This window comes from Methanoregula sp., assembly GCF_052325125.1.
Lineage (GTDB): Archaea > Halobacteriota > Methanomicrobia > Methanomicrobiales > Methanospirillaceae > Methanoregula.
This window is the reverse complement of sequence record NZ_JBKQWO010000037.1, coordinates 1-24,894: the sequence shown is the minus strand read 5'-3', so window position 1 is coordinate 24,894 and position 24,894 is coordinate 1. Positions and strand designations below refer to the sequence as shown.

Annotated in this window: 21 protein-coding genes; 9 read left to right on the top strand and 12 right to left on the bottom strand. The window is 53.4% G+C overall.

Features of this window, described 5'->3' with window-relative positions:
• Nucleotides 1–249 precede the first annotated feature (249 nt).
• Entirely contained in the window at nucleotides 250–1,284 is a 1,035-nt protein-coding gene (gene gap, locus ACLQMU_RS09100) for a type I glyceraldehyde-3-phosphate dehydrogenase (RefSeq protein WP_422149815.1), read from the bottom strand.
• Between the two features lie 136 nt (nucleotides 1,285–1,420).
• On the opposite strand from gap, the gene ACLQMU_RS09095 reads away from it, so the two are divergent.
• Nucleotides 1,421–2,131: an SRPBCC family protein gene (locus tag ACLQMU_RS09095; RefSeq protein ID WP_422149816.1), complete on the top strand. Its 711-nt coding sequence runs from the start codon at nucleotides 1,421–1,423 to the stop codon at nucleotides 2,129–2,131.
• A gap of 121 nt (nucleotides 2,132–2,252) precedes the next feature.
• On the opposite strand, the gene ACLQMU_RS09090 is transcribed toward ACLQMU_RS09095, so the two are convergent.
• Nucleotides 2,253–2,717 carry a hypothetical protein gene (locus ACLQMU_RS09090; protein ID WP_424039830.1) on the bottom strand — a complete coding sequence of 155 codons (465 nt, stop codon included), beginning with the start codon at nucleotides 2,715–2,717 and terminating at the stop codon, nucleotides 2,253–2,255.
• A gap of 706 nt (nucleotides 2,718–3,423) precedes the next feature.
• On the opposite strand from ACLQMU_RS09090, the gene ACLQMU_RS09085 reads away from it, so the two are divergent.
• Together ACLQMU_RS09085 and ACLQMU_RS09080 are read left to right on the top strand one after the other, a co-directional pair.
• Nucleotides 3,424–8,445 (top strand): PKD domain-containing protein, encoded by a 5,022-nt coding sequence (locus ACLQMU_RS09085; protein ID WP_443673671.1) that lies wholly within the window; start codon nucleotides 3,424–3,426, stop codon nucleotides 8,443–8,445.
• Nucleotides 8,446–8,619: 174 nt separating this feature from the next.
• Nucleotides 8,620–8,832 carry a hypothetical protein gene (locus tag ACLQMU_RS09080; RefSeq protein ID WP_422149445.1) on the top strand — a complete coding sequence of 71 codons (213 nt, stop codon included), beginning with the start codon at nucleotides 8,620–8,622 and terminating at the stop codon, nucleotides 8,830–8,832.
• Between the two features lie 398 nt (nucleotides 8,833–9,230).
• Here the strand turns inward: ACLQMU_RS09080 and ACLQMU_RS09075 are convergent, their stop codons facing one another.
• Genes ACLQMU_RS09075 through ACLQMU_RS09060 form a run of 4 tightly spaced genes read right to left on the bottom strand, consistent with a single transcriptional unit; the run spans nucleotide 9,231 to nucleotide 12,998 of the window.
• Entirely contained in the window at nucleotides 9,231–10,385 is a 1,155-nt protein-coding gene (locus ACLQMU_RS09075; RefSeq protein WP_422149444.1) for an FAD-dependent oxidoreductase, read from the bottom strand.
• Between the two features lie 18 nt (nucleotides 10,386–10,403).
• Nucleotides 10,404–11,165 carry a peptide-methionine (S)-S-oxide reductase MsrA gene (gene msrA, locus ACLQMU_RS09070; protein WP_443673670.1) on the bottom strand — a complete coding sequence of 254 codons (762 nt, stop codon included), beginning with the start codon at nucleotides 11,163–11,165 and terminating at the stop codon, nucleotides 10,404–10,406.
• Between the two features lie 20 nt (nucleotides 11,166–11,185).
• Complete coding sequence (locus tag ACLQMU_RS09065) at nucleotides 11,186–12,286, bottom strand: redoxin family protein (RefSeq protein WP_422149442.1); 1,101 nt, start codon at nucleotides 12,284–12,286, stop codon at nucleotides 11,186–11,188.
• 1 nt (nucleotide 12,287) lies between these two features.
• A complete protein-coding gene (locus ACLQMU_RS09060; RefSeq protein ID WP_424039346.1) occupies nucleotides 12,288–12,998 on the bottom strand; it encodes a cytochrome c biogenesis CcdA family protein in 711 nt (236 codons plus the stop codon).
• Between the two features lie 308 nt (nucleotides 12,999–13,306).
• On the opposite strand from ACLQMU_RS09060, the gene ACLQMU_RS09055 reads away from it, so the two are divergent.
• Both ACLQMU_RS09055 and ACLQMU_RS09050 read left to right on the top strand, forming a co-directional pair.
• Entirely contained in the window at nucleotides 13,307–13,600 is a 294-nt protein-coding gene (locus tag ACLQMU_RS09055; protein ID WP_422149440.1) for a DUF2769 domain-containing protein, read from the top strand.
• 254 nt (nucleotides 13,601–13,854) lie between these two features.
• Complete coding sequence (locus ACLQMU_RS09050; protein WP_422149439.1) at nucleotides 13,855–15,270, top strand: ATP-binding response regulator; 1,416 nt, start codon at nucleotides 13,855–13,857, stop codon at nucleotides 15,268–15,270.
• A 328-nt stretch (nucleotides 15,271–15,598) separates the two neighbouring features.
• Here the strand turns inward: ACLQMU_RS09050 and ACLQMU_RS09045 are convergent, their stop codons facing one another.
• The 5 genes from ACLQMU_RS09045 to ACLQMU_RS09025 form a co-directional block, all read right to left on the bottom strand.
• Entirely contained in the window at nucleotides 15,599–15,982 is a 384-nt protein-coding gene (locus tag ACLQMU_RS09045) for a response regulator (RefSeq protein WP_422149438.1), read from the bottom strand.
• Entirely contained in the window at nucleotides 15,979–19,122 is a 3,144-nt protein-coding gene (locus tag ACLQMU_RS09040; RefSeq protein ID WP_424039350.1) for a GAF domain-containing protein, read from the bottom strand. Before ACLQMU_RS09040 ends, ACLQMU_RS09045 begins: the two co-directional genes overlap by 4 nt.
• Before the next feature lie 435 nt (nucleotides 19,123–19,557).
• Nucleotides 19,558–20,013, bottom strand: coding sequence for a hypothetical protein (locus ACLQMU_RS09035; RefSeq protein ID WP_422149567.1), 456 nt, complete (start codon nucleotides 20,011–20,013; stop codon nucleotides 19,558–19,560).
• 217 nt (nucleotides 20,014–20,230) lie between these two features.
• The gene (locus tag ACLQMU_RS09030) at nucleotides 20,231–20,731 is read right to left on the bottom strand and encodes a DUF302 domain-containing protein (protein ID WP_422149566.1); all 501 of its coding nucleotides are present in this window, start codon (nucleotides 20,729–20,731) and stop codon (nucleotides 20,231–20,233) included.
• A gap of 64 nt (nucleotides 20,732–20,795) precedes the next feature.
• On the bottom strand, nucleotides 20,796–20,963 hold the full coding sequence (locus ACLQMU_RS09025) for a DUF1059 domain-containing protein (RefSeq protein ID WP_422149565.1): 168 nt from the start codon (nucleotides 20,961–20,963) through the stop codon (nucleotides 20,796–20,798).
• A gap of 357 nt (nucleotides 20,964–21,320) precedes the next feature.
• Between ACLQMU_RS09025 and ACLQMU_RS09020 the strand changes: the two genes are divergently transcribed.
• Complete coding sequence (locus ACLQMU_RS09020; protein ID WP_424039352.1) at nucleotides 21,321–21,698, top strand: hypothetical protein; 378 nt, start codon at nucleotides 21,321–21,323, stop codon at nucleotides 21,696–21,698.
• A complete protein-coding gene (locus ACLQMU_RS09015) occupies nucleotides 21,695–22,276 on the top strand; it encodes a hypothetical protein (protein WP_422149415.1) in 582 nt (193 codons plus the stop codon). The genes ACLQMU_RS09020 and ACLQMU_RS09015 overlap by 4 nt, the downstream gene beginning before the upstream one ends.
• Nucleotides 22,277–22,373: 97 nt before the next feature.
• Here the strand turns inward: ACLQMU_RS09015 and ACLQMU_RS09010 are convergent, their stop codons facing one another.
• Nucleotides 22,374–22,850, bottom strand: a complete 477-nt coding sequence (locus ACLQMU_RS09010) for a hypothetical protein (protein WP_422149414.1) — start codon at nucleotides 22,848–22,850, stop codon at nucleotides 22,374–22,376.
• A 702-nt stretch (nucleotides 22,851–23,552) separates the two neighbouring features.
• Here ACLQMU_RS09010 and ACLQMU_RS09005 point away from each other — a divergent pair.
• Both ACLQMU_RS09005 and ACLQMU_RS09000 read left to right on the top strand, forming a co-directional pair.
• Nucleotides 23,553–24,359: a hypothetical protein gene (locus ACLQMU_RS09005; protein WP_422149413.1), complete on the top strand. Its 807-nt coding sequence runs from the start codon at nucleotides 23,553–23,555 to the stop codon at nucleotides 24,357–24,359.
• A 154-nt stretch (nucleotides 24,360–24,513) separates the two neighbouring features.
• Nucleotides 24,514–24,717 carry a hypothetical protein gene (locus ACLQMU_RS09000; protein WP_422149412.1) on the top strand — a complete coding sequence of 68 codons (204 nt, stop codon included), beginning with the start codon at nucleotides 24,514–24,516 and terminating at the stop codon, nucleotides 24,715–24,717.
• Nucleotides 24,718–24,894: the final 177 nt, after the last annotated feature.

Genomic DNA, 24,894 nt, shown 5'->3' with positions numbered 1-24,894 from the left:
TTTGTGGGGTGCCCTCGTGGGAAATACCTGCAATTCTCTGCATCCACTTTTTTTATGAGCTCAGGTAAAACGGGATATTAAAACGATCCCACGCACCCCGTCGGTTCCACCCGGTGCTGCCGGGCATCGGACAAGATATGCCCGGATCAGCCTGCCGGGCGCAATTTCCATCCAGCCGTTTGCCGGAAGGATCGTTGTCGTGTGAACAGGGCAAAAGCAGGATTGATACCTAGCTCTTCATTTATGCCTTCATCCGTCTTCCATGCGCTCCGCCATGTATGACGCGAGATCCAACAGCCGCCTTGCATACCCCCACTCGTTGTCGTACCATGCCATCACTTTGATCACATTCCCGTTGACAACTGCGGTCGATGAGGCGTCGATGATGGCAGAATGCGGGTTCCCGATGATGTCGGCAGAAACCAGCTCGTCCTCGCAATACTCCATGATGCCGGCCAGCTCGTTTTCCGCCGCCCTCTTCAGGGTGTCATTGACCTCCTGCACCGTAACCTGCCGCCCGAGATGCACTACGATATCGGTGATCGCTCCGTCCGGAACGGGGGCACGGATCGCCATTGCATGCATCCTGCCGTTCAGCGCCGGTATAGTCAACGCCGTCGCCTCTGCGGCACCGGTTGTCGAGGGAACCAGTGATACCGCCGCAGCCCTTCCCCGCCGTTTCTTGCGTGCCGATTCATCGACCAGCGCCTGGCTTGACGTATACGCGTGGACAGTTGTCATCATCAGGGATCCGATACCGAAGGCGTCGTTGAGCACCTTTGCGACCGGAGCGAGGCTGTTGGTAGTGCACGACGCATTCGAGACGACGTGGTGGTGAGCGGGATCGAAGGCCTTTTCGTTCACGCCCATGACAAACGTGGCATCAGCGTCCGTGGATGGGGCGCTGATGATGACCTTTGAGGCGCCCGCGGTTATATGTGCGGCAGCCCCGGCCCGCTTCGTGAACACCCCGGTGCATTCGAGCACGATATCTATACCATGCTCCTTCCATGGGATCTTCGCCGGATCACGGTTATTCACGATGTCAAGCCGGTGGGGCCCAAGCATGAGATAATCCCGGCCATACGACACCGGGAACGGGGCTTTGCCATGAACCGAATCGTATTTGATCAGGTATGCGAGATCTTCCATGGACGTCGAGGAATTTGCTGTAGTAAGCCGGATATTACCCGGCGGTCTTTCTGCATAATGCCTGAGCACGAGCCTCCCGATTCGCCCGAGACCGTTTATCGCGATAGTTTTGATAATACCCCTTCCTGTCATTGCAGACGCGCTTACTCTGTTTGCGGCCTAAATATCAGTTGGCGTTCGAATCAGGATTTGAAACAAATTTTGAAAATATCGTGATTGTATATCAAAGAGCAGGTGCGAACAGGTCTGTGACCATGGAGAAAGAAACATGCAGCGGATTACGGGCAGCAAAAAGTACCAGAACGGGGTCCAGGTCTTCTGGACCGAGGAAGGAAAAGAGACAAATGATTTCTTTTCCTTTGAGGAACTCGTTGACCAGAAAATCAATGCGCTGGATTTACTGAACAATCCCCGGATCTACCGGGTGAACGTGATCGGCCACAAAATTGAATCGTCTGTTGCCGGATGCAGTTTCGCAAATAACCTGTGCGAGGGAGAAATTGTCATCACACGCCTCTTCGACGCACCGCGGGATCTTGCCTGGAGGGCATGGACCGAACCTGAGTTGGTCATGCAGTGGTGGGGACCCAAAGCCTTTACAGCACCGTCATGTAGGATCGATCTCAGGGTCGGCGGGGTTTATCTTTACTGCATGCGATCTCCCGATGGTCGTGACTACTGGAGCACCGGGGTTTACCGGGAAATTGAAAAACCGGAAAGAATCGTCTGTACGGATAGTTTTGCTGATGAAAAAGGCAACGTGGTTCCGGCGACGTATTATGGCATGAGCCCGGACTTTCCTGCTGAAATGCTGGTAACCGTGACCTTCGAAGTACAGGCGGGAAGGACAAGGCTCACCCTGCGACATGCCGGTATTCCCGCTGGTGAGCTGCGTGACCAGGCAAAGGCCGGGTGGACCGAATCCCTGGATAAATTCGCAGGCGTCCTTGGGCAGCTCGTGTTCAAAAAAGTGGCGTGACTCCCGGCATCCTGGTCAAACTTTTTAGTCCGTGGATATAACCCGGATACGATCTTTACTGTCTCAATTTATGACGTACGGATGATTTAATTTTCGATAGGGGTAACCGCGATACGTATGATCAATCAGGACAATTTTTCGTCCCGCGATCCAAGGTCTCCTTTTTCTTCGCGGTTATGCTGGAAAATTCATATTCTATCTCCTGGTCGGAATAACCCAGCAGCACCAGATCCTTTTTCAGGTCGCCAACAGGTAAATCACTGATATTCCCCTCGTAAAAATCCATCAGGAGAAGGGTAAACAAGGTAAGGAAATCTTTGGGCCGGCTATGAAAAATATGGTGCAAAAACAGGACAAGGGTGTTTTTTATCACCGCACTCCCGTATAAATGGGGTATATCGTGGGAGAGATCTAGGTATTCTCTCCATATATCGGCCAAATCATGGTGCCTGCAAAAAAGCAAAAAATTTTCCGATGACAGGTAATCTCCGATGGGAAGTGCCCATAACCCTGCAGCCAGGTCCTTGATTGTTTTTTCCGTATCATGAAACATAGTCCCAGTCCCAGGATTTTTGTATCCTGTCATACGATAGAACCATCTTCCCCCTTATTCATTTCCTGATTGTTTCAAAATATGTTTCATATTTTGATTTCTCTGAATAGTTTAATTAAAACCCCCCGGAAACGCACCGGTGGACAAGAAATAGCAGGTTTACCGGGGTCTCCCCCCTCTGAAATCTTGGTTCCATGCCGGGAACTGCCAGCTATCGCATAACCTTACAAACGGATTGATACGATGTCCGTATATCGTACCGGTAAGGCAATGTCCCCAAGAGATCCAAATCATCGTCAGAGGAATTTAGATAAAAACACTATAATTCAGTGGAAGGCTTTTCATAATTCTCTGTAATATCCCAAAGGATAAATAAACGAAGATGAAATTAGAACCGTAGATATTCATGAAAGGGCTTAGCTATACTTCGTTGAGTATCATCCTGCTGAGCTGCTTTCTTGCGATTGCCCTCATTCCCGGGATTAGTTCAGCTGCACTTAAAGATACCTCTACAGGAACTATATATCAAACCCTTGAAGACGCCGTAGCGGGGGCGAATCCCGGTGATACATTGCTCCTGATCAGTAACACTTCGGCGACCCTGACCCCCGGCCAAAATATAGTTCAAATCCCTAACTCCCTGACAATTCATCAAAATACCACCCCAAGTACGGGAGAAAAATTCTACATTTTCATGAATGCAACGATTGCATTTAACGGAAACTCCCAAACCTATACATTGTCTCCTACAAGCAGCAGTCATTTTCTCGTTTTCAGCTATGATCAGACCGGGGGATTCCGGAATAATTCCCTCTTCGAAATTACCGGGAGTTCAAATACGTTTAATGTTGCTGAATCCCATCCATCCCTGATCTCCGGGGACTTCTCTGGGACTGGGGTAAACCTCACGGGAAATTACAATTCTCTTAATTCCTGGATCGGTGAAATTGAAGACGCCAACGGTAACGACTATGCTTCTAATCTGTCGATAGTTTTCAACCTGGCAGGCTCCTACAACGGCATCTCTGATACTCAATCCTGTCCGCTGAATACTGGTGCAGCTGGAGGTATCGGGCTCGATGTTACCGGCAATTTTAATGGTGCACCCGGATCAGCCAGTGTACTATCTCCGCCGACATCAGGTGAGACTTCCCCGCCTGTCTATATCGACACAAGCCAGATTTATAGTGCTCCCGGGGGGAGAATTTACATTGCCCCCTCAGCGAACGGAAACGTAATTCAGGATGATGGCTACAGTTCTCCAGGACTAACCCTCTATCTCTCGAATGGAACTGCTGGCACACAGACGACATCCTGGTACTTCTTCAATAGTTCCTGGTCGCCTTCCGGTGGGAACAGGAACCTGACCATCGACACTTCACAATGGGTTTTCCCGTTTGGGGGGAATGTTAGTTTAGTTGCCGGTATTTCCAACATTACCGGGCAGCCGGCCGATGTTATCCGGAACAGCTCCCTGTTCCTGGACACCACAACCGACTCGAACTCAGGAGAATCGAGCGGGATCCTGACCAACGATACCAGCTCCCTGAAATTCAGCAATATCTCTGCAGTAGTTCCGGTGGGCCTGTCGATCGGGAATAATACATACAAAGATTCTTCTGGTAATATCGTTTCAACGCCCGGGTATATGGGTTACGTGACCGTCCTTGATTTCAATCCCTACTATTCCCTCCCGGGTGAGAACTTCAACAGCACCCGGACAACCGACTGGAGTTCGATACCGGATTTTTCGGCAGCCCGTAATCTCACGTTTGTTGTCGAGAACCCGGCGACCCACGCATTGCTCGGGAATATCAGTTACAACCAGAACCTGAACCTTTTAACATCAGGTATCGATTCAGGTCTTGCCGTGCTCGGGAATAATCTCGCCATATCCTCGACCGGTAACAGCACCAATTTTACCATGACCAACACCGCACTGAATTCCGTATTTAATAACTCGGCGACCCTGACCATGTATCCCAACAGCTTCCCGTTCGCCGGTTACGGGAATATTACGATCACGGCAACCACTGATTCGGGCACCACGACTACGCTGTTCGATAAAGGCACCTGGCTCAACTATGCCGGTTTTGTCAACTACCCCTCACAGAATGTCACCGTTATCGGGAACACCCTGATCACCCTCCCAGTCCTCCATTTCAGCAAATACGATTTCTTTGAAACGGCCCCGGTCGCAAACTTCACCGGCACGCCGACATCCGGCTACGCCCCGCTGGCCGTGCAGTTCACTGATGCCTCGACGTACCTGCCGACTTCGTGGAACTGGTCGTTCGGGGAAGGCAATTTCTCAGTTGCAGAGAACCCTCTGCATACGTACGTTTCGGCGGGCAGCTACACGGTTTCCCTGACTGCCTCCGATGTTGGCGGATCCAACACGACCTCGATAGTGAATTACATCAACGTCTCAGCGGCGCTGCCGATCCCGGTCTTTACCGGCACACCGACATCCGGCTACGAGCCGCTGAGTGTCCAGTTCAATGACACCACGCCGGGGACCGGCATCCAGTACTGGAACTGGTCGTTTGGCGATGCCACCTGGTTCAATACGACGGACGTCACGGCCAAGAATGTAACGCACCCGTATACAGCCACCGGCAGTTACACGGTGAACCTCTCGGTCACCAATTCATCGGGAATAATCTCCCCGGCGACCGTTACCAACACGACCTCGATAGCGAATTACATCAACGTCTCAGCGGCGCTGCCGATCCCGGTCTTTACCGGGACGCCGACATCCGGCTACGAGCCGCTGAGTGTCCAGTTCAATGACACCACGCCGGGGACCGGCATCCAGTACTGGAACTGGTCGTTCGGCGATGCCACCTGGTTCAATACGACAGCCTTAACGGCAAAGAACGTAACGCACCCGTATTCTTCAGCCGGCAGTTACACAGTGAACCTCTCGGTCACCAATTCGTCGGGACTGAGTTTCCCTGCAACCGTTACCAACACGACCTCGATAGCGAATTACATCAACGCATCAGCGACCCTGCCGATCCCGGTCTTTACCGGGACGCCGACATTCGGCCACGCGCCGCAGGATGTCCAGTTCAATGACACCACGCCGGGGACCGGCATCCAGTACTGGAACTGGTCGTTCGGCGATGCCACCTGGTTCAATACGACGGACGTCACGGCCAAGAATGTAACGCACCCGTATACAGCCATCGGCAGTTACACGGTGAACCTCTCGGTCACCAATTCATCGGGAATAATCTCCCCGGCGACTGTTACCAACACGACCTCGATAGCGAATTACATCAACGTCTCAGCGGCGCTGCCGATCCCGGTCTTTACCGGCATACCGACATCCGGCTACGAGCCGCTGAGTGTCCAGTTCAATGACACCACGTCGGGGACCGGCATCCAGTACTGGAACTGGTCGTTCGGTGATGCCACCTGGTTCAATACAACAGCCTTAACGGCAAAGAACGTAACGCACCCGTATTCTTCGGCCGGTAGCTTCACGGTGAGCCTTTCGGTCACCAATTCATCGGGACTGATTTCTCCTGCGATCATTACCAACACGACCACGATCGTGAATTACATCAACGCATCAGCGATCCTGCCGATCCCATCCTTTACCGGCACGCCGACATTCGGCCACGAGCCGCAGAATGTCCAGTTCAATGACACCACGTCGGGGACCGGCATCCAGTACTGGAACTGGTCGTTCGGTGATGCCACCTGGTTCAATACGACGGCTATTACCGCCCGGAACGTGACACACCCGTATACAGCCATCGGCAGTTACACGGTGAACCTCTCGGTCACCAACTCATCGGGAATAATCTCCCCTGCAACCGTTACCAACACGACCTCGATAGCGAATTACATCAACGTCTCAGCGGCGCTGCCGATCCCGGTCTTTACCGGGACGCCGACATCCGGCCACGCGCCACTGAGCGTCCAGTTCAATGACACCACGTCGGGGACCGGCATCCAGTACTGGAACTGGTCGTTCGGTGATACCACATGGTTCAATACGACGGACGTGACGGCAAAGAATGTAACGCACCCGTATTCGTCAGGCGGCAGTTACACGGTGAACCTCTCGGTTACCAATACATCAGGGCTGAGTTTTCCTGCAACCATAACCAACACGACCTCCCTCCTGAATTATATCAGTGTCACCGGCCCGCTGCCCGTCCCCGGTCTCACCGGGTCGCCCCGGAGCGGAAATGCGACGCTGGTTGTACAATTCAACGACACCTCCATATCCCCGGGCATCACGGCATGGAACTGGTCGTTCGGTGATACCACCTGGTCCAACACGACGAACGCTTTACTCCGGAATGCCACTCACCCCTATTCCGTACAGGGAACGTATACGGTGAACCTCTCGGTTACCAATTTATCGGGAACAAATACCACATCACAGCCGGGCTACATTGTCGTAGGCCCCCCGCTTCCCATTCCGGATTTCACAGGATCGCCTACAACCGGGAACCCCCCTCTGGTGGTGCAGTTCAACGACACCTCAGCATCCCCCGGCATCTCGATATGGAACTGGTCGTTCGGTGACAACAGTCCATGGTTCAATACAACCGATATTACAGCCCGGAATGCATCTCACCAATATTCAACGGCAGGTACCTTCACGGTGAACCTGACGGTTACGAACACTACCGGCGTCAACACGACAAGCCGGTCAGGGTACATTTCCACTCTCCCCTCCCTGCCATCCCCCTCATTTACCGGTTCTCCGGTATCGGGGAATGTTCCTCTCCTTGTCCAGTTTACTGACGCATCGACATCGCCGGGCATCACCCTCTGGAACTGGTCGTTTGGCGACAGCATTTGGTTTAACACGACCGATGCCACCCAGCGGAATGCGAGTCATACCTATGTCGATGCCGGCACGTACACGGTGGCACTGTCGGTCACCAATACTTCGGGGACGAATACGATAACCCGGTCCGGTTATATCATTGCCACCAGCCCTTCCGCATCGACATCGTCCGAGGGCAGTAGTGCCTCGTCGGCTGTAGGTGGTTCATCTGCGGCGACTGTCTCCAGCGTTTCCTCAGGACAACCGGCGACATTTTCCTTTAACCAGAATCCCAATCTTATCCAGCCGGTTGCTGTCAGCCAGGTCCAGGTAGTACCTTCCCAAAACCTCGGGGCTGTGGAAGTGATCGCGTTACCCGCAAATATCGGTAAACCTCTGGAGGGTACCGTTGCCGGTTATCTGGTCATCAATCTCGTCGGGGTCAATCCGGATGCTGTCGACCATGGTATTATCACCTTCTCTGTCATCGGAGAATGGCTCAGCAATCACAACGTGAACCCTGCCACTATTGTACTGATGCGGGAGCACAACAATCAATGGACTGCATTGCCAACCACCTTTGATTACCAGAACGGAAATTACTATTATTTCGATGCAACGACACCGGGATTCTCGTACTTTGCCGTAGTGGTGCAATCCCCGGGAACTGCCTCCGTTGCGACCGTGAATGCAACACCCGCTCCGACAGCAGCACCCATTACCCCGGATGCGACAATGGTGTCCACGACCCGGCCGACCTACGCGATTGTTCAGCGTACCACGACGGTGGTACCGGTAACAACGAAAACGACCGCTGTGCCGGCAGCACCGGTAACGCCCGCCGGTATCCCGATCACGGCGATTGCAGGAATTGCCGGCATTGTGATAGTTATCGGGGGGATTGTTCTCATCCGGCGCTGGTGGATACGAAGGCAGAACCCGGCACTGTTCCGGAAGTATGATTGATATGCTTCCGGTGGGGAGCATGCACGAGGGAACTCTGCCCTGATTCTATTGTAGTTCCAATCGGTTGCCCGGCGATTTCCTGTACACGCAGCAGTGGCTTCTGGTAACGTAACGGGGCCTCTCCCCGCTTTCCTCTCGTAAATCCATCTCGACCGTCACCTCATCAGGACCGCCATGGAGTGGCCGATGCCCCGGGATCTTTTAAGAAACTACGATACTAGGAGCGCCAGGCCGGCACTGGTGAAGAGAAGAAACGATATCTTCTGCCCGTTGGCAGGAAACACTTTGTTTCAGGAGGAGAGCGATGCGCGACAGCGGTTGTTGATTGACCTCATTTTTTCTTCTGTCATAGGATACAGGGGATCAGGGCTTTTACTTCCCGTTTGAACCGGGTATATTCCTCGCCGAACTTCTCCTGCAGGACCTCCTGAACACGGAACAGGGTATCCTCAACGATATAGGCGGGAAAAACATGACTTCAGGCTGACCCCCGGAAAAGTATCCCTCCGGGGTTCGGATCCTGGCAAAATCCTGATGAGCCCCGGCTCAGGAAGGAGCGGTTATTTTGTGTGGCCGGGTACTAGGCCTGTTTTATGCAAGGACCGGGTCTGCGAAACTACGAGCGAACTATTTTTAAATGGTTTTGAATATCCTGACTGGATAAAGGCTGCCGTTTGCCGGTGCTGTTATCTGTACGAAAAACAGCCGGCGGGATAGTTGCAGAATATGGGTAACGTGCCGGTTCCGGGATGCGTTCGCAGGTACCGGTGTTTGCACTTTGCTCCCTACGTTCCCATCTTCATTACGTATTCTGACGCTTCGAGCGCCGCTTTTGCTCCCTCTCCTGCGGCGATGATGATCTGCTTGCCCTTCACCGATGTGACATCGCCTGCGGCAAAGACACCCTTCCTGCTCGTGTGGCAGTTTATGTCCACGACGATCTCTTTTTCCTTGTTGAGCTCCACAAACCCGCCAAGCAGTCCGGTGTTGGGGAGCCAGCCGATCTCGACAAAGACGCCGTCCGCGCTGACGACCTGCTCACCGCCTTTTTCGTCCGTTATCGTAATGCCGGTGAGGAACCGGCCCCCGTGGAGCGTACTCACCCGCGAATGCAGGTATACCGTGATATTGTTTTTTGATTCGACCTTCTTCTGGTAGTCCGGGTCGGCCCGGATCGTGCTGCGCACAATAAGGCTCACCGACTGTGCGATCCCGCTCATCTCTATGGCGGTCTGCAGTGCCGAGTTGCCCCCGCCCACCACGGCGACCTTCTTTGCCCTGAACAGGGGGCCGTCGCAGGTCGAGCATACGGAGAGCCCGCGCCCGAGGTACTGCTCCTCGCCGGGCACCCCGAGTTTCCGGGGCCTTTTTCCCTGCGCCAAGATAAGGCACTTTGCTTGCAGGGTGGTGCCGGAGAGGGTCTTTACCAGAAAAAGGTTGCCTTCCCCGAAAATACCGGTGACCTGATCGATTTCAAGCCTCAAATCGAGGTTTTTTGCCTGTTCTTCGAACTTCTTCATCAGGTCTTCACCGGTCACCATCCGGTATCCCATGTAATTTTCAATCGCCCACGATTCGAGTGCCTGGCCGCCGATGTTTTCCGAGACGATCATGGTCATGAGGAGCTTTCGCGCACAGTACTCCCCGGCGGTCAGCCCGGCCGGGCCTGCCCCGACGATGAGGACATCGAAGATCTGCCCGGGTGCCGGTTCCCCGAACAGTTCGTTCAGCCGCCGGGCATCAAACCCCACGATAACCTCGTCGTCGACCGTGATGACCGGCCCGCCCTGTTGGCCGGATAGCTCGATCATCTTTTGGGCCGCTTTTGGATCCGCACTGGTATCAATACTCTCGAATGGCACGCGGTGTTTTTCAAGGAACGCCGTTGCCATAGTGCAGGAGGGGCAGTCTTTTGTGGAATAGACGGTGACTTTGCTCATCTTGACAATCACCCGGTATCACTGGTGCAAGAGGCGCTCCATTTTTTTCGGATCATATCCGAAGATAAACTCATCCCCTATCTGCACGATGGGAGCCCCGAGGTGCCCGGTTTTTTCGATAATCATCGTTCTTGCATCCTCATCGGTAGCGAGGTCGACCTCTTCGAATTCCTCCTTCTTTGACGTAAGAAACTCCTTTATCTCGTGGCAGTTATGGCACCCCGGGGTCGAATAGATCCTGACTTTTTCCGCAGTTCCCCATACCTTCCCGATGAACGCCTCACGCCCGGAATATGTCTTGTAGTGCTGGTATTCCCGGGGCTTTTTCCTGGCATAGTTCTGGTGGTACTCTTCGGCCGGGTAGAAATTCATAAACGGCCGGATCTCTGTCGCAACGGATTTTTGGAACTTCCCGGAACCGTCGAGTTTCTTTTTCGAATCTTCTGCGATCCGCTTCTGTTCTTCATCGTGGTAGAATATGGCGGTTTTGTACTGGGACCCCTTGTCCGCGAACTGGCCCTCCGGGTCGGTCGGATCGATCTGCGTCCAGAAGACATCGAGGAGCTTTTCGTAGGAGACCTTTTCAGGGTCGTACGTTACTTGCACCGATTCGAGGTGTCCCGTTGTACCGGAAGAGACCTCTTCATAGCTCGGGTTCTCCTTTGTCCCACCGGCATACCCGGCCACGACTTCAACCACTCCTTTTACCTGCTGGAATGGCGGCTGCATGCACCAGAAGCAGCCTCCTGCAAATGTTGCCTTCACCAGTTTCCTGTCCATGGTATCTTCCCTGTGTCCCGTCACCCGAACGTGAACGTGTACGCCCGCAGGCCCGGCTGTGCGATGTCGAGCTTGAGCGTATGCTCCCCGTAATCCGTCCCTGCTACGAGCGTGTACAGCCGCTCGTCTTGGATCGTGGCGACACCTCCCGTTACATCCGAACCGGCGCTGCTGCCGATCGGTTTTCCGTCCAGCATGACCGTGACCGCCGTGGCATTATCGGCGCTCGCGACAAAGTAGACATTCTTTGCATTGTACTGGAAAACGATGCTGTCATTCCCGGTGGTCTCCGCATACTCGTCGGCGAAGTTCCACGTCCCCCCGAGGTAGAGCATGTTCGACTGGACAGACCCGGGGATCACCAGTGCCTGCGGCCCGGTCGCTGACTGTTGTCCGTTCGCCAGGAACTGGTTCTTTCCTGCACCGAAATATGTCTCCTGGCTGCCGATCTGCGAGAAATCAACGCTGACCGCATTCGCAGGTGCTGCAGTCGTGTTGGAGATGTTGGCCTGGATCCCGAGGGCCTGGGCCCGCTCCCGGAGGAGGTTCTGGATCTCCATCTCGGTCGCGTTGTAATCTCCCTCGCCGATAGCGCGGTAGACGATGAAGCCATCGATATCTATCAGGTATTCCTCGGGCCAGTACTGGTTCCCGTACGAATCCCAGGTCGCGTAATTGTTGTCGAGCACGACCGGGTACCTGATCCCGAACCTCCGGACAGCCTGCCGGACATTGTCGATATTGTGCTCGAACTGGAACTCCGGGGTATGGACGCCGATAATTTCGAGGCCCTGGTCGTGATACTCCGAGTACCACATGTTCAGGTACGGGATCGTCCGTACGCAGTTGATGCAGCTGTATGTCCAGAAATCGACGAGGATCACATTCTTCCCTATGAGGCTGCCGATAGTGATGTTATCGACATTCACAAAACCCGAGGGCTGGGCTATCTCTTTTGCGTACGGGTAGATTTTTGCCTTTTCGGCATTGATCGCGGTCCTGTTTCCGGGTGCTACCGGTGTGCCGGTATACGATTTGTTCGCGCTGAACTGTTCAAGGTAAACGATGGCCCCGGCTATCAGGATCACCGCTATCACCAGTGCAATCGTCCTTTTTTCCATACTATAAACTCCCCTGAAGGAAATTGTTGAGCAGGGGCAGGTCCGCGATAAGCCCCAGCGTCTGCGTGAAGATCAGTATTCCAAGGACGATGAGTACAATGCCAAACGCGACGTTGATGTACTGCAGCACGCGGGAGTATTTCGATATCGCCGGTGCTACCCGGGAGGCAAAGAGCCCGGTGACAATGAACGGCAGGCCAAGGCCGAGGGAGTACGCGAGAAGAAGGGTGAACGCGATGCCGGGCTGGCTCGCCGCAAGGCCGAGGATCGCGCCCAGGGCTGCACCCACGCAGGGTGTCCATCCGGCCGCGAAGGCGACGCCGAAGAGAAAGGAGGTGACATACTTCGATCGCTTCCCGGTGACGCTGAACTTGTACTCTTTCTCAAGCCAGCCAAGCCGTATAAGCCCTGTCAGGTAGAGGCCGAAGAAGATGATCACCAGTCCCCCGGCCCGGGACAGCCAGAGCTGGACATCATAGGCGACCGAGGTCAGGATCGTGTTGAGCAGGACCCCGAGAAGGGAGAAAACCACGGAAAAGCCGGCGACAAAAAGGATGCTTGCCGCAAATATATCCCACCGTTTCGACGCTCCTTCCCGTACTGTTGTCCCGGCAAGATAGGCAAGAAACCCAGGCACGATCGGCAGGACGCAGGGAGCTAGAAACGAGACTATGCCGGCCGCAAAGGCAACAAGATAGGAGACTTCAACCATTTCAGGTCACCAGGAATGCGGACGGTTTTCTCCCCCCATCAAATGATATTCATCTGTCCTGTTTTTATAAAGACACCCAAATCATTGTTTTTATAGTTTTCATCCGGTTTCAAAATTTGTCTCAAAATATGATTTTCGGGAGAATTCCTATAATATTCCCTGTTGAATAGGTGTTTCTTACGGGAGCGGTGGAATTTCCGGACCTGCTCTTCGAAAACCGATTGCCTGTTGCAGGAAAAATCCCACCTCCCCGAAAAGCGGTACCTGTGCACAACGGTTTTGTGCACAAACGAATTGGCAGGGACGTGATGACTGTGGATAAATTTGAAGAAATGATGCAGGCCATGCAGAAAATGAGCGACGCGGAGCAGAAGGCAGCACTTGACGGCGCGAGAATGAAGTGCATCTGCATGGAGTGCCCGACCAGCAACGATTGCATGAAGGAAAAGAATGAGCTGTTGTTTTGTGCAACCGGAAAAACCGGCTGTACACTGGTAAAGAAAGAATGCATATGCCCGGAATGCCCGGTAACTCCTATGATGGGGCTTAAGAACATGTATTACTGCATCGATGGTTCGGAACGGGAAATCAGGAAGATGTAATCCGGGCGACGCAGCTGGTTGTTATGTCCCTGCTCTTCTGCAACAGTGGATGAAAATAACGGGGATTATGGTTACCGGGGTTATACAAAACGGACAAACACTACGAACGATGTTTTGGAATACGGCAGGCGTTGAAGAACCCGGCACCGGACCTGTCGTACGGTGCCGCTTCCGGATCCCGGGATCACCGCCGGATAATTTGGCCGTAACTTCAGCACGTGCGACTACATGTCCCGGGTTTCGGGGGAATCGGTATGACTGGCGAATCAATCCTTGTCGTTGAGGATAACGGGATCATCGCGCTCCAGATCGGGGAATTGCTGGAGAAGAACGGGTACCGGGTTTCCGGCACGACGGCATACGGGGAGGAGGCCGTGGAACTCGCAAAGAAAAATTTGCCGGATCTTATCTGCATGGACATCGAACTGATGGGAAAGATCGACGGGATTGAAACAGCCCGCAGGATCCACGAGCATGCCGATATCCCCCTCATCTTCCTGACCGCGTATTCCGACAGCAGGCGACTTGCCCGGGCAACGGAGACCGCGCCATACAACTACATCGTTAAACCATTTGACGAACGGGAGCTGCTCGTCGCGGTGGAGATGGCACTCCACCGGCATGCAGTCGACCAGCAGCTCAGGGAGACCATGCAGCGCTACCGGGCGATCGTGGACAATGCGGCGGAGGGGATCCTGCTGGTTTCCTGCGATACGAAGGCTATTCTCGAAGCCAACCCGGCATCGATCCGGCTGCTCGGGTATACCGGGGAGGAACTCACCGGCATGAACGTTGTTGACATTATCGCCGGCAACAGCGGGGAGGACGGGACACGGAGCTGGCACGACTTCACCCCGGACAGATGGTCGGGGGAAGTTCAGCTCCAGTGCCGGGACGGCTCCCTGCGGGATGTGGACCTTACGTCCCGCATCATCCCCCGCGAGGGAGTTCCTGCACTCTCCTGCGTGGTGGTCCATGACATCACCGAACGAAAACGTGCAGAGAAGGCAGTCTGCCAGGCGAACAAGAAGCTCAACCTTCTCTCCGGCATCACACGGCACGATATCAACAACCAGCTGTCGGTGCTCCAGACTTACCTCCTCTTTCTGGAAAAGGAACAGGCCGGGCCCGTACGCGATGAATACTTCCGGAAGGTTGCAGCCTCTGTACAGCGCATCTCCGCTATTATCAGGTTTACAAAAGAGTACGAAGAGATCGGTGTCAGGATCCCGGCCTGGCAGGACTGCCACGCGCTCGTCGGGGCTGCATCAGAACAAGCTTCACCCGGGAAGATTGTGGTGGTAAACGATCTCCTGCCGGGAACTGAAGTGTTTGCCGACCCCCTGGCCGGGAAGGTCTTCTATAACCTGATCGACAATGCGCTCAGGTATGGGGGCAGTGGCATGACAAAAATCAAGTTCTTCTCCTCTGAAACGGGTGCCGGGGTTATTCTTACCTGCGAGGATGACGGGGCCGGGATCAGCGGCGAGGACAAAAAACGCCTTTTCGAGCGTGGATTTGGGAAAAACACCGGCCTTGGCCTTTTTCTCTCCCGCGAGATCCTCTCCATTACAAAAATCTCCCTGAACGAAACGAGCGAGCCCGGCAACGGCGCCCGGTTCGAAATGGTTGTGCCAAAAGAGGCGTACCGGTTCGCCGACGTGCAATAAGATCCTGTCATGTCGCGGGACTTTCATGGACACTCCCGGGCAGTACCGCGACGGGATTGCCCTCGTTCCTGCGGCATGCTGCTCCGGCCATGCGGATCAAATTACGTTACAAAAAAAAGAAACTGACCGCAATTTTTTAACCATATCCGGTAAGATCAACCTGACCGTTTGCAGAGCGGTCAAATCAGAACATCTGAAGCACACCAGCTTTCCCCGGGCGTGACTCTCACGCCCGGCTTCTTTTCCTTCATAACCTGATGTCATCTTCCCGCTGGCCTGCCAGTAAAAAAACGCATATCAATGCACCACTGGCATTTCATCAGGGTGATTATAGTGTAGCCGGGCCGGATACGGCTTTCCCTATAAGGGCAAGCAGATCCTTATCGTCGAATGGTTTGGTGATGACCCCGGCCGGTGCTGCTTCCCGCATTCGTGCAAGCATATTCTCAGAGGTATAGGCAGTGATAAAGATCAGGGGAACCGGCGAGCGCTTTTTGATCTGCCGGGAGGTCTCGATCCCGTCAAGCGACCCGGCAAGCCCGATATCCATCAGGACGAGATCGGGTTTCGGGGAGGTTTCGAGCGCCCGGAGTGCCATCTCTCCGGAGTACGCCGGTGAAATGACCCGGTATCCCGCTTTTTCCAGCATCTCGGACAGGTGGAGGGCGATCAGGCCCTCATCCTCTACGACCAGGATGGTTTCGCCGGTCATGCCCGATCCTCTGTATTTTTCAGCCGGAAGACAAACCCGGCGCCTTTGTCCGCCCTGACCGCGATTTCTGCCCTGAGCTGGTGGCGGGCAAGGAAGGTCACCAGTTTGAGACCGAGAGATTTTGTCGTCAGGGGTTCGAGTCCCGCCGGTAGTCCGCGGCCGTTATCGGCCACGGCGAGTACGTCCGTCCCGTCCTCGTGGGCGAGCGAGACCCGGATCGTACAGGGCTCACCCCGTGCCGCCATACAGTCGAACCCTGGCGGGAATGCATACTTGAACGAGTTGGTCACCAGTTCGTTGACGATCAGGCCGGCCGTGGTAGCCCGCGCGAGATCGAGGGTCACTCCGTGGACATCGACAGCGGTCCGGATCTTCGCACTGTCCGCGTAAGAACCGGCGATCTGGTCGATGAGGGTGGTGAGGTAGACCTCCATATCCACCTTCGAGAATTTCCCGGTCCGGTACAATGTCTCGTGGATCAGGGCCATGCTCCGGGCCCGGTTCTGGAGATCCTTACGGAGTGCCCTGCCCCCTTCGGTGTCCTCATAGGTACCATCAAGGCTCAGGAGCGAGATGAACGCGGTCAGGTTGTTCTTGACCCGGTGATGGACCTCGGAGAGAAGGATCTCCTTTTCCACAAGCGCCTCTTTGAGATCTGCTTCGCTTTTGATCAGTTCCAGTTCGCGGAGGCTCAGTTCTTCTATGTTTTGCCGGAGCTCTTCTTCCGTTGAAGTGATTTCTTCATAGGCTGCATTGAGCGCTTCATTTTTCCGCTTCAGTTCCTCCTGCACAATCATCCGCAGGATCGGCGAACCCATGGAGAGTGCGACGTTTTCAAGGATCCTGACCATCCTTTCGGGCACCATCTTTTCCCGCTCGTCGGCGAGATGGAGCAGCCCGAGGATCGTGTCCCCTCGCCTGATGGGGATGAGAGCGACAGATTCGTACCCTGCCGTATTGCACATGTTCCGGGTCTTTCCTTTTTCCTCCTCTGAGACCGTGGCCAGGAATTTTGTCGTGGCATTGATGTAAAAGGATCCCTCGTTCGTATAGAATGGCAGGGACGGATCGGTTGTTCCTTTGATGACATTGATGCACATGCAGGAGTCGGTTTTTATGGTGAGCGGACTTTCACGCTTAAGGAACTCTTCAGAGAAACCGATATTCGCCTGGTAGGGGATGTTGCTGTAATCGTCGAGGAGCCGGATCCCGATTGCGCTGCACCCCGTATACTGCTGGAGAAGTCCGGCGTACTCGCCAAGCATCCCGTGGAGATCGTGGCTGGTGGATGAAATACGGAAAACCGCGACGGTGAGCCGGATGATATCCTCGTCATACTTAGATTCGCTGATATCGGCAACTGTCCTCACAAGACTCGTTGCCCGGCGGTTTTCGCCAGTCCCCTCGAACGATGCGATACCGTGCGTCTCGATCCATCGCATCGACCCGTCGGGCTGACTGATACGGTACTCTGCCGTGAAAGGCCGGGGATTGGCGGGATCGAGGGCGGCCTCCACCCTGGCCCTGAAGCCGGGCAGGTCATCGGGATGCATACGGATGGCGAGTATCTCGTCCATGAGGGACTGGTATCCCGTGACACCGAAGATCTCCCTGCAGCGTTCATCCCACGAGGCGATCCGGGTCACCGGATCGTAATGCCACCAGCCCAAGCGGGCGGCATCCAGCGCAAGCTGGCGCTGCTGGCTGATCGCCTGGAGCTCCCTTTCCCTTAGGGTGAGTTCTTCAATGTTCTGGCGCAATTCTTCCTGTGCAGCCGTGAGTTCCTCGTTGAGTTCATGAAGGTCTTCATTTTTCCGCTTCAGTTCCTCTTCTGCTTTCCTGCGCCCGGTGATGTCCCTGATGTTGCACTGGATAACCTTCTTGTCGTCCACGAAGTAGGCATTGCAGACAAATTCCCCATTGATGGCCTTGCCCTGTCGTGTTTCCAACGGCAGATCTTCATACCGGATATACCCGTCGGTTTTCAGCTTTGCGAACGCGTTTTTTGTAAGGGATGAGTCTTTGAGAAACCCAAGGTCCCAGAGGTGCCTGCCAACGAAATAATCCGGCGGGTATCCCAGCATTTCGAGGATGGCCGGGTTCGCATCGGTAATTTCCCCTGTGTCTCCGTCAAGGATCAGGATCCCGTCACATGCCGTCTGGAACAGCTGCCGGTACTTGAGTTCTGATTTTTCCAGTTCTTTTTCAGCATATGCGCGCTGCCCTGCCTGATCGAGTGTTTCAAGGGCAAACGAGATGGAATCGGATAACTCTTCAAGAAGCGCGAGGGTCTGGTCATCAAAGAACCCGGTGACCGGGGCGTAGATGGTCAGGACACCGGCATTTTTTGTTCCCGGGGCAAACGGGAAGGCAGCACTTGCCAGGTACCCGTGCTTCAGGGCGTTTTCCCGCCACGGCACCATGCGGGGATCGGATGCGATATCGTTTGAGAAAAAATATTTCCCGTCGCGGTATGCCGTGCCTGTCGGCCCGCGTCCGGAAGGGACATCTTCGGTTGAAATATGCAGGGTGTCGAGGTACCCATTGGTATGCCCGGCCGAAGCAACGGGCCGGATGATCCGGTATTCCGGGTCGGCGAGGCCAATCCACGCCATGCGAAATCCCCCGGTTTCCACAAGGATCCGGCATATTTCGGAAAAAAACCCGTCCTTTGTCCGGAGATGGACAATCGCCTTATTGGATGCGGAAAGTACCGAATATAACCTGTTGAGCGAAAGTATTTTTTCCAGTGTCCGCTGGTGTTCTATAGCGATCCGGATCTTGTGGGCCAGTTCAAAAAACTGCGTTTCTAAAGACCCGTCTTTCCGGAGACAAAAATCCGCCCCGTTGCTGATGGCCTCCATAACGGCCTCTTCCCGTTCCTGTCCGGTGAAAATAATAAACGGGATGGGGTTTCCCGAAGATCGTACTTTCTTTAAAAATTCGATGCCGTCCATCTCCGGCATCCGGTAGCCCGAGACAATGGCATCGTAGTCCTTCGAACCCAGCAGGGAAAGTGCAGCCGGCGCAGAGGTACTGCTCTCTACGCTGAACTGCCCGTCCTTTTCAAGAAAACGCTTTCCAGGCTCGGGCAGGGGGATCTCATTATTGACGTAGAGAATGCGGTACTTTGGAGGCATGTTTGGATTTCCCGTTATTGTTCGAGATTCGTATTATATCTTGTCAATTTACCCCGGTCTTTGATGAGGGTATAACCGTCGTCCCTGCGACCCTTTCCCTCCTCCCTTGCATAACACCTCCCGCACAACATCACCCCGGCCCTTCCACAAGCGCAATCTTTTCCACCGTCAGCCCCCCTATCCGGCCGTTTTCCCCTTCGAATTTCCGTACCGGCCTCATCCCATCCGGCCTCAATATGAGCCCCGATTGCCCTTCTCACACCCCAAAAGAAGCCTGTATCGGGCTACGTTTCAAAATAACCCCAAATCGGCCGTATTTTTGGAAACGGGCGAATTAAAACGGTCCCATAACGGGGTTTCAGGGCCTGATTTCAGGTCAGGAAATGAAGGGGAGATGGTCAAAAGTGCCGGGAGGCGCAAAAACACCCCTCCCCATTACACTACGATGATGATCGCCCAGGCAAGTAAAATGACGGCATAGATGTTGATGAGAAAAGTCCTGATCCAGTGGGTCCTCAGTATTTTGTCGAGATATTCGCTCGCCGGACCCGCTTCGTCCCGGCTCAATGCCGCCTGCCACCTGCCCCAGAATATCACGGTCAGGAGGAGCGACAAGAGCTGGGCGGTAATGTTGCCAAAGATTGCCCAGGCCGGTGAACCCGCAGGATGAAAGAAAACAAGTATTATCCCTCCTGTAAGCGTAAGTGCGACTGGGGTAAAAATCCAGTAGGGAAGTTTCTTCCAGTGAGTTACCTGTATGTTATGAAATTCTTTGGGACCGACGAGTTTCCATGTTCGGAATATGTCTATTTCCATTGCCCAGATGGTTCCGGCATTATAGAAGCCCAGGGCTACATTCAAAAGCAGGAAAACAAGGGAATAGTCCGGCATTCAATCGCATTTTGATTGCAGTTTCCCTTTTATATAGTTTCTTCAGGTTGTCCTGAAAAGGTATCGGCTGGCAGGAATTTTCCTTACATGAGGAATAAGGAAAGGGATAGGGTGATCCTGCCCAGGTTTTCTTTTTGCGAAAAAACGCTATCGACGCTCAAAAAAACGTACTCAATTTTTTTTTCGATTGTAAAAATTATCCTCCCGCTAAATTCTTTTAACCTGTCGCAACCTTAACGATCATCTCACCGAGTTTCTTCTCGACCAGGTGCGCCACCGGTGCAATTGCCGGGTCCGGGTACTGATCGAGTTGGGAGGCGAAACTATCGTAGGCGATAAAGACGCTGCCGGCTGGATCTTCGTAGAGCACCAGCTTCAGTGGGGCATACAACGCCGCTTCCGGCACACGTTCGATCATCATGAGAGCGAGCAACGGGTTACCGATCAGGTACTGCACGGCCTTTGCAGGACTGCCTTTCAAGGCAAGAAGGGGACCGAATTCAATTTTACTAAAAACAGCAAAGCCGCTTGGCCCCATCTGCCGGGTAATAATTTTACTGATCTGTTTCCACTCTGGATTCGTGGTTTTCATTTCCTGCGCAATTTTTTTCCAGTCCGCTTGTTTTCCCAGTTGTTCGTTGAGCGCTTCACGCACCGCTTCATACGATCGGTCCGAAGCGATAACGAAATGTTTGACGACTACGGAGGTGGCGTTCATGGTCTGATATCCTGTAAGACTTTATTACACTTTTTCGCGAAAGCCGGCGGACTCAAAAAAGAATTCACTTCTCTGCTTTATGGATCTTCGTCCACATCTCTTTGTCAAGTGAGGTGATTTTGTGAGCCTCGCGGGCATGCCGGGCGATTTTATCATCCAGATCCTGCACATTGGCCGCAGTTGCCTCAAACTTGCAGTCCATCCCGATATCCTTGCATTTAAACGACACCATGGTATTTCACCACGGGTTGTAATACCAGTCTCCTATTTATGCATTTTTTTACATTCCAAAAACTGTAACGATCGGCCATGAATAATTACCTGGCAGGGATCTGTTGCGTTGTCCGGGACGTTAAAAACAATTTTTCCGTATCATGAACATAATCCCGGATCGCGATGGGGACGCCCCCACAAGCCGGACGACCGCCACAGACAGTTCTTTGTTGCGGGGGAGCTTTCGTACATTTATCAGTAAAGGGAAAAAATCCGAAAATCCGGATTCTGGAGAGTCTCCCGCTTCGTTAAACCGAAGGAAAAACCGGCCCGGGAACCGCACGCCCCGGCTAATCCCCGGGTTTTAATACCATTCGTGTTAAACCTACGCGCGATGCAGCTCCGGCACGAATACGCGTTCACCGTCACGATCCCGGAACCGTTCGATTTCCCGCTTACCGTATCCAAGCCCGCGGGGTGGCCCTGGTCCACCCGGAAGGAAATCTTCGATGACGGGACTCTCTGGACCGGCGTACGGGTCGGCGATATCCCGTCCGGGCTCGTAATGGCCGCACACAAAAACCGGGTCAGGGTCCGGGCTTTCACTGCAGCACTGCTCGCAAAGGAAGCCAAGTGCGATCTCAGGGACATCGTGCGGGCCGGCCTCGGCGCGGACGAGGACCTCGCCGGGTTCTACGCATTTGCGCAGGACGCCAGGTACTGGGAAAAGCGGTCGCCGACCACCCCGGCATGAGGATAGGGCTCCTGGAGGATGTCTTCGGGGGTGTCGTCCTTGCCATCCTTCTCCAGATGGCCCCGATCGAACGGAGCGAACGGATGATGGACGCCGTCCTCGCGCTTGCGGGAACAGAGATCTCTTTTGACCATCACACCGTGACGCTCTGGCCCCGGGCAGAAGACGTCGCCGCCCTCGACCCGGGGCTCCTTCGCACGAAGGCGAAGCTCGGGTACCGGGCGGAGCGCCTGGTCGGTGCTGCGCAGTACCTCGCCTCCCATCCCGTCTCCCTCCGCGGGCTTGCGAAGATCCCGGAAGAGGAGGCCATGAAGGTCCTTACCGCCATCCCCGGTATCGGGAAATACTCGGCAGCGATCATCTTCGGCCAGTCCACCCCTCCCATCGACGCGTGGAGCGTGGTGATCATGAGCGAGCTCTACGATCGCAGGACACCGGCACACACCCGGCAGGAGATCGGGAGGGTCCAGGAAGAACTCGCAAAACGGTGGGGGAAGTGGAGCTGGCTTGCGTTTGCGTACATCCTCAACGATATCGACAACCTCTCAAAAGAGTACCCGCTGTCCCGGGTGAAGTAGGCGACCGGTCATGGGAACTCTTCCCAGTCCTGCCAGTTTTGCGTTCTTTACGGGGGGAAGTACCCGCCTGAACCGGGTTCAACCGCGTACGGCCCGATTAATAGTAAATCGCGATTAACATAGCAAGCGTAGACATGATTACATATAATGTCCCGGGGATAAAATGAGCCCGGAAATCCGGGCGGATTTCGCCCGGACTCTCTCTTTGGGTCAGTTCCTCTTCAGAGAAAAATGACGTGGGGTATCTGTGCAGAAAAGATTCGTATATCCTGAAATAGCCAAACTCGAAAAATGAACCAAAGCCGATCAGAATAACATTTGAAATGCCGCGCATCGTCATGTCGAAGGGAACATCGACCGATCCAAGAAGGGCGAATAAGATCGCAAAATGCACGAGCGGTATCGCGAATAAGATAATCCATGCTGCCAGCAAACGCCTGATGTTATGGGGTTTTCCCCTCCAGGCATTGTAGGTGTCCCATGGTTTATACATCTCGTGGGAGCGATCTATTATCATAGCAAAATAGATCGCGAAGAATAATGTAAACAGCTCCTGGGCTTCAGTGAGGGCCATCGTTCACCTGGCGTTAATCTATAGTGGTGGCGAGAGACCTCTTAAATTGAGGAGTAGCAGGGAGGGGGCATTAGAACTGCAACAGTGACTCGTCTTCCCTGTTGCTTACAGGTCTGGTTGTCTTACTCCCGCAGCCCGGCCGGTGTTGTGACGCTGGCGGATTGATTTGAAAATGTTAACCGGGTGAACTATTCGTAACCAGCCATTAACGCAAAAAACAAAACCGAAGGGCCTTTTTTAGCCAGCGGTTGGCAATCGATTTTTCACCCCGGTAAAAATACCCTGTCTGCCCCGACGTATCAGAACGCATCGGAAAGACGAGGCAAAAGTATTTTAATTAACAGATGAATCGGCCTGCATAGCAACAAATTGATGAACTAATGAGAGTAACTGCAAAAAAAGCATCTCATGGTATATCGGAATGAACAGTGCCCCGTGACAAGATCCCGGTTTAATGCCGTTCAGGATGGGATTGCCCTTCCCGGTCATATTGACGCTGACGTTCATCCGGCATCCGGACGGAGTACGGAAAAAGGCATGCACTCCGGCCCGGTGGTTATCCCTGGCGGTGAAAACTTCCGGGCCGGATGCTGTCGTGAACGGGCAGGTTCAACGCAATGATCCGGGTAAAAACAGAACCGGGAACGTGGCGGGATATTGCATGAATATTTTCTTTGGGGAAAGCCTGAGGAGGCGATACACATGGCAATGGGGGGTGGAAAAAATACTCTGAAAAAAATCGCGATTCTGAGTTTCATTCTCCCGGTTATCGGATTTTTCGTGCTCGATCTTGGATTGCCCTATCAGAGATGGATGAGCATCCCGGTTCATGCGATCCTTGAAACAATCGGATTGACCGTTGGTTTGATTACTGCGTTGTTTCTTCTCTCCACCAACCCCGGAAAACAGGAAATCCGGTCAATCTTTGACTGGATTGCTGCGGCGTTGATAGCAATGGCAGTTCTTGACGGATTCCATGCAGCCGTATTGCCCGGGAATACTGCTGTCTGGTTACACAGTATGGCAGCTCTCACCGGGGGTGCTCTTTTCACCAGCATATGGTGGGGGAGACACTTGGGAAAGAAAACGCCCGGTTATTACATTGCCGGGGCTGTTGCCTTGTTTGCGATCGTTTTGGGAACGGTAAGTGTCATGTTCCACGGCATAGTCCCCTTCATTACCGTGAATAATACATTCACTCTTATAGCAAACGGTATCAATGCAACCGGCGGAACTCTCTTTGTTATCGCAGCTGCCGGGTTCTATTTCCTGTCAATGAAAACAGAAGCCAGGGAATTTTTACTATTTTCTGTGTTCTGTATTTTGAACGGGCTGGCCGGGCTTTTTTACCCATTCACCAGTTCATGGACTGCAGCGTGGTGGTTCTGGCACATCGTCCGGGTAGCTGCATACCTTCTCCTGCTTATCGTTATTTATACTATTTTTATCGTACCCTCCCGAAGGGGCCGTACCATTTGCGGGAACGGGAACCAGAAAACTCAAGGCTGATCGATTGATGCCTTATACAATACGACCAGTATCGGGTTATTTCCAGTTTCAATTTTTGAATTCATTTTTGAAAAAATCCAGTACCTATAAATTGCGAGAGTAACAGAGGATCGCAGCGTCTGGTTCAACCAGGCATCGAAAAGGAGGACTGTGTATGGAGTATGGCACACAACCCGGTATGAGCATGATGGAAGAGAAAGAGAAAGAGATGTGGGAAAAGCTCTCTGACGACCAGAAAAAGACCCTGATGAAGCGCATGCTCGATGCAAAGATCATGATGAAAGAAGGGATGATCAAGCATTTCCAGTATAAGATCGAGACCCTCAAGATGGTAAAGACGATGCTGGATGAATGCTGAGAAAAAAACAGCAAAAAAGTAATGTTTAAGGGGAAGTTTCTTATTTTTAATTTTTTTGCTCTGTAGAAAACCTCAGTGACGAGAAATTGTAAGAACCGGTGAATGTTACAGACAATCATTTTATTTGCGATTTCCTTCATCTGAACAATAAATTTCCTTGCTTTCAGATCTCCGCCG

Excerpts from the sequence above, each read along its gene's own strand:
- gap (WP_422149815.1), bottom strand. The coding sequence starts at position 1,284 with ATGACAGGAAGGGGTATTATCAAAACTATCGCGATAAACGGTCTCGGG.
- ACLQMU_RS09080 (WP_422149445.1), top strand. The coding sequence starts at position 8,620 with ATGGAGTGGCCGATGCCCCGGGATCTTTTAAGAAACTACGATACTAGG.
- ACLQMU_RS09005 (WP_422149413.1), top strand. The coding sequence starts at position 23,553 with ATGGCAATGGGGGGTGGAAAAAATACTCTGAAAAAAATCGCGATTCTG.
- ACLQMU_RS09030 (WP_422149566.1), bottom strand. The coding sequence starts at position 20,731 with ATGAACGCCACCTCCGTAGTCGTCAAACATTTCGTTATCGCTTCGGAC.
- ACLQMU_RS09075 (WP_422149444.1), bottom strand. The coding sequence starts at position 10,385 with ATGAGCAAAGTCACCGTCTATTCCACAAAAGACTGCCCCTCCTGCACT.
- ACLQMU_RS09035 (WP_422149567.1), bottom strand. The coding sequence starts at position 20,013 with ATGCCGGACTATTCCCTTGTTTTCCTGCTTTTGAATGTAGCCCTGGGC.
- msrA (WP_443673670.1), bottom strand. The coding sequence starts at position 11,165 with ATGGACAGGAAACTGGTGAAGGCAACATTTGCAGGAGGCTGCTTCTGG.
- ACLQMU_RS09010 (WP_422149414.1), bottom strand. The coding sequence starts at position 22,850 with ATGGCCCTCACTGAAGCCCAGGAGCTGTTTACATTATTCTTCGCGATC.
- ACLQMU_RS09065 (WP_422149442.1), bottom strand. The coding sequence starts at position 12,286 with ATGGAAAAAAGGACGATTGCACTGGTGATAGCGGTGATCCTGATAGCC.
- ACLQMU_RS09045 (WP_422149438.1), bottom strand. The coding sequence starts at position 15,982 with ATGACCGGCGAAACCATCCTGGTCGTAGAGGATGAGGGCCTGATCGCC.
- ACLQMU_RS09060 (WP_424039346.1), bottom strand. The coding sequence starts at position 12,998 with ATGGTTGAAGTCTCCTATCTTGTTGCCTTTGCGGCCGGCATAGTCTCG.
- ACLQMU_RS09055 (WP_422149440.1), top strand. The coding sequence starts at position 13,307 with ATGACTGTGGATAAATTTGAAGAAATGATGCAGGCCATGCAGAAAATG.
- ACLQMU_RS09095 (WP_422149816.1), top strand. The coding sequence starts at position 1,421 with ATGCAGCGGATTACGGGCAGCAAAAAGTACCAGAACGGGGTCCAGGTC.
- ACLQMU_RS09090 (WP_424039830.1), bottom strand. The coding sequence starts at position 2,717 with ATGACAGGATACAAAAATCCTGGGACTGGGACTATGTTTCATGATACG.
- ACLQMU_RS09025 (WP_422149565.1), bottom strand. The coding sequence starts at position 20,963 with ATGGTGTCGTTTAAATGCAAGGATATCGGGATGGACTGCAAGTTTGAG.
- ACLQMU_RS09015 (WP_422149415.1), top strand. The coding sequence starts at position 21,695 with ATGAGGATAGGGCTCCTGGAGGATGTCTTCGGGGGTGTCGTCCTTGCC.
- ACLQMU_RS09000 (WP_422149412.1), top strand. The coding sequence starts at position 24,514 with ATGGAGTATGGCACACAACCCGGTATGAGCATGATGGAAGAGAAAGAG.
- ACLQMU_RS09040 (WP_424039350.1), bottom strand. The coding sequence starts at position 19,122 with ATGCCTCCAAAGTACCGCATTCTCTACGTCAATAATGAGATCCCCCTG.
- ACLQMU_RS09050 (WP_422149439.1), top strand. The coding sequence starts at position 13,855 with ATGACTGGCGAATCAATCCTTGTCGTTGAGGATAACGGGATCATCGCG.